This window comes from Nocardia sp. NPDC060220 (assembly GCF_042727815.1).
Taxonomy (GTDB): domain Bacteria; phylum Actinomycetota; class Actinomycetes; order Mycobacteriales; family Mycobacteriaceae; genus Nocardia.
Window position 1 is genome coordinate 1 of record NZ_JBHWZY010000775.1, and the last position, 3,331, is coordinate 3,331.

At 69.3% G+C, this 3,331-nt stretch carries 1 protein-coding gene; it reads left to right on the top strand.

The window, feature by feature from the left end:
• Positions 1-3,331, top strand: a 3,331-nt coding sequence (locus ACFWF3_RS29415; RefSeq protein WP_379316852.1) for an SDR family NAD(P)-dependent oxidoreductase, incomplete at both ends; no start/stop codon positions are given.

Genomic DNA, 3,331 nt, shown 5'->3' on the forward strand with positions numbered 1-3,331 from the left:
GTGCACTCGACCGGGCGCACCCTGACCGGCAGCCACGAACAGACCGAAGTCGCGTTGCCCACCATCGAGGTCGGTGTCGACGTCGACCCGGCGATGTTCTACGCGGGCCTGGCCTCGGCCGGGCTGCAATACGGTCCGACGTTCCAGCGGGTGACCTCTGTGCGGGTGGGACGCGACGTGGTGCTGGCCACCGTCGACGGGAGCATCGCCGAAGGCTCGCGACATCTGGCGCATCCGGCCGTCGTCGACGCCGCGATGCAGTGCGCGGCCATGCTTTTCACCGACGAACGGATCAACGAGGGCGTGATGGTGCCCGTCGGGGTGAACGCGGTGCGGCTGCTCGCCGAACTCCCCGCGGAGATCACCGTCATCGCCCGCCGCGACCCCGGTGCCCGCCTGCGCGCCGATGTCGACCTGCTCGACCGGGACCGAAACCTGGTGGCGCGGTTGACCGGCCTGCAGATCGGTGCGCTCAAGCCCGGTGACAGCCCGCTGCACCGGATGGCCGACTTCTACTACACCGAGGTGCTCGAAGAGCGCGACCCGATCGACCCCGCGGCGTTGACCGAAGCCGGGTCGGTGTCCACCGTGATCGTCGCGCTCGGTGACAGCCCGCGCACCGCCGAACTGGCCGCCGCGATCCCGGGGTCGCGGGTGCAGCTCGTCGATCCGAACAGCGACGAACTGGAGTCGGAGCTCGTCGCGAATCTGGAGGCGGCGAAAGCCGACGAAACGCAGCGCACCCACGTCTGTGTGGTCGTCGGTGCGGGCACCGACGACGTCGCCGACCTGTGGACGCTCAAGCGCGTCGCGGTCGCGGTGTCGGAGTACGTCACCCCGACCGTGGAAGGCGCCCCGCCACAGATCAGCTTCGGCGACGGCAACGTCCACGCCACGCTGGTCACCGAATCCGCCTTCACGGTTCCCGGCAGCGATGTCGCACCGGACCCGCGCCAGGCCGCGCTCGCCGGTGGCCGCCGGGTGCTGCTCAACGAACAGACCCCGCTGCGCTGGCGGTTGGTCGACACCGAGCCCGGCACCACCGTCGCCGAACTCGTCGCCGAACTGGGTGTGCCCGGTGCCTTCACCCTCGACAACAGCGACGAGGTGCTGCTGCGCGACGGCAGGCGCTGGGCGCCGATGGTGACCAAGCCGCTGCCCGAGCGCATCGACGAGCTCGAGACGTCGCATCCGCTGGCCGATCCGGCGGCGAACTTCGAGCTGGACATGCCACGCACGCGGGTGCTCTCGCAGGTGGCGTGGCGTGAATGCCCACGTCCGGAGCCGGCCGCGGGCCAGATCGAGGTCGCGATGGCGGTGATCGGATTGAACTACAAGGATCCGCTCAAGGTCATCGGCCTGCTCGGCGAACGCGAACTCGCGCCGACGTATTTCGGCACCGTGCCCGGTATGGAGGGCATCGGCACCGTGGTTCGGGTCGGTGCCGAGGTCAGCGATGTCGCGGTCGGCGACAAGGTCGCGGTGGCGTCCAAGGGCATGATGCGCCGATTCGCCGTCGTCGATCGGGCGCTGGCGGTGATCGTGCCCGCCGACACCGATCCCGGCTACTGCACCAGCACCATCGCCTTCGGCACGGCCGAATACGCCCTGCACGACCTGGCCCGCCTCGAACCGGGCGAGACCGTGCTGATCCACGGTGCGGCGGGCGGCGTCGGCACCGCGGCCATCCAGGTGGCCAAGTCCATCGGCGCCCGCATCATCGGCACCGCGAGCTCGCCCGAGCGGCGCGAACACGTCCTGGCCATGGGCGCGGATTTCGCGGTGAACTCGCGGTCGCTCAATTTCGTCGACGATGTCCTCGCGCTGACCGGCGGCGCCGGTGCCGATGTGATCGTCAGCAGCGCACCCGGTGAGATCCTGCGCCAGAACTTCAACGCCGCAGCCGAATTCGGTCGCATCGTCGAGGTCGGCAAGGCCGACATCTACACCGGCGGGCTGCTGGAACTGGCCAACTTCGACAAGAACCTCGCCTACTACTCGATGGATCTGGACCGCCTGGTCGCGGTGCGCCCGCAACGGCTGTCGCGACTGCTGGAGCGGGTGTTCGAGAAGGTCACCGAAGGCGTCTACACCCCGCTGCCGTACCAGATGTTCGAGACACACGAGGTGAGTCAGGCGTTCGAGGAGACACTGCGGTCCTCGCGCGTCGGCCGGGTCGCCCTGCGGATGGACGATCCGCGCCCGCCCGTGCGGCCCTCGCTGCCGCCGCTCGACATCGACGGCGCCGGAAACTATCTCATCACCGGTGGGTTCGGTGGGTTCGGCATGGCGATCGGCCGCTGGCTGGCGCTGCGCGGTGCGCGCAGGCTGGTACTGGTCGGGCGCAGCGGCGCCGCCACCGAGACGGCGCGCCGTCAGCTCGAGGTGTGGCGCGCGGTGGGCATCGAGGTGATCGAAGAACACGCCGACGTCACCGATGCCGCCGCCGTCGCCGCGATCGTCGCCCGCGCGCACAGCGAACAACACCCGTTGCGCGCGGTGTTCCACGCCGCGGGCGCGGTGGCCGACAACCGTCTCGCCAGCATGGCGCGCGACGAGCTCGACCGGGTCTATCGCCCCAAAGTCCATGGCGCGCAGGTGATCCACCAGGCGGTAGCCGACGCGGGCATCACCCTCGACATGTTCGTGCTGTGTTCCTCGGGCGGCTCGATGTACGGGATCTACGGTCAATACAACTACTGTGCTGCCAACGTCGCCGTCGAAACTCTGGCCCGGCGCTGGGCCGCCGCGGGGGAGCGCGCACTGTGCGTCGGCTGGGGACACCTGTCCGGCGCCTCGGGCGGCATGGCGTCGGATGAAACCGCCGAAAAGTATCTGGACCTGGTGGGTTTCGGTCCGATCGACATGGCCGACGCCACCGCCTACCTCGAACAGACCCTGCGCCTCGGCGTGACGAACGCGGCGATCATTCCCACCGACTGGGCGAAACTGACCGGAACCTTCCCGCAGCTGGTACGCACCGGCCGCACCGCCGCCCTGGCGCAGTCCTCGGCCAAGGACACCTCCGAATTGGCCAAGCTCCGCGCCGAACTCGCCGCGATGGAGGAAGCCAAGCGCGGACCCGCCATCGCCCGCAAGATGGCCGACGAACTCGCGGTGGTCATGGGGGTTCCGGTCGAATCGATCGACATGACGGTGCCCGTGCCGGAGCTGGGGCTCGACTCGTTGATGGCGGTCGAACTGGGCGCGCGGGTCACCAAGACGCTCGGCATCGACCTGATGTCGATGCAGATGGGCCGCTCGTTCAGTTTGGAACAGGCGGGCCCGAAGGTCGCGGAGCTGATTCTGGCCTCCGAACCCGCTGTCACAC